Below are 536 nucleotides of genomic sequence, written 5' to 3' on the forward strand. Positions count from 1 at the left end.
GTAATATGGCCGGTCTTCAGCTTCACGCCGACTTCCAGTCGCCCTGTCAACGGGATGTTGTGAATCACAGCTTCGCCTACAGGGAAGACATCACCGGCAACATAAATGCTGCCAGCAGTCAGCGTGATTGTGCGTGCATCAAGATCGATGAACGCTTCTGCATGCGTAATGCGATCACCATCCTTAGCAACAAGACGCGACACACGGTCATGAACTCCGCGCTGGATAGTCTGCATTTCATTAAGTTCGGCGGCCTGAATGAAAGGACGGTCGCCATAGAACACAAGTCCCTTCCACTCGGATTTGCCGGCAGCGCGGTCATGTGCATGCGGCAAGCCGCTTTCGTGCTCAAAAGCCATTAGAACCTCATAAGAAACTTGACCTGCTCACGAACCGTTGTGCGCAAGGGGATTGATACAGGAGTGCTGGCGATCTCCGTTCCACCGATAAGCTCATCAGGCTCAAGCCACAGCTTTCCGGGCTTAACACCTTCCGCTCTCCCAGCTCCGACAATGATGGAGACCTGAGCCGCATTG

At 53.9% G+C, this 536-nt stretch carries 1 protein-coding gene; it reads right to left on the reverse strand.

Annotated features, from left to right (window positions below; all coding sequences use genetic code 11):
• On the reverse strand, positions 1-359 hold a 359-nt coding region (locus HBA93_RS18175; protein ID WP_221724232.1), incomplete at its 3' end, for a DUF4815 domain-containing protein.
• Positions 360-536: the final 177 nt, after the last annotated feature.

The organism is Ochrobactrum sp. SFR4 (assembly GCF_019730395.1).
GTDB lineage: Bacteria > Pseudomonadota > Alphaproteobacteria > Rhizobiales > Rhizobiaceae > Pseudochrobactrum.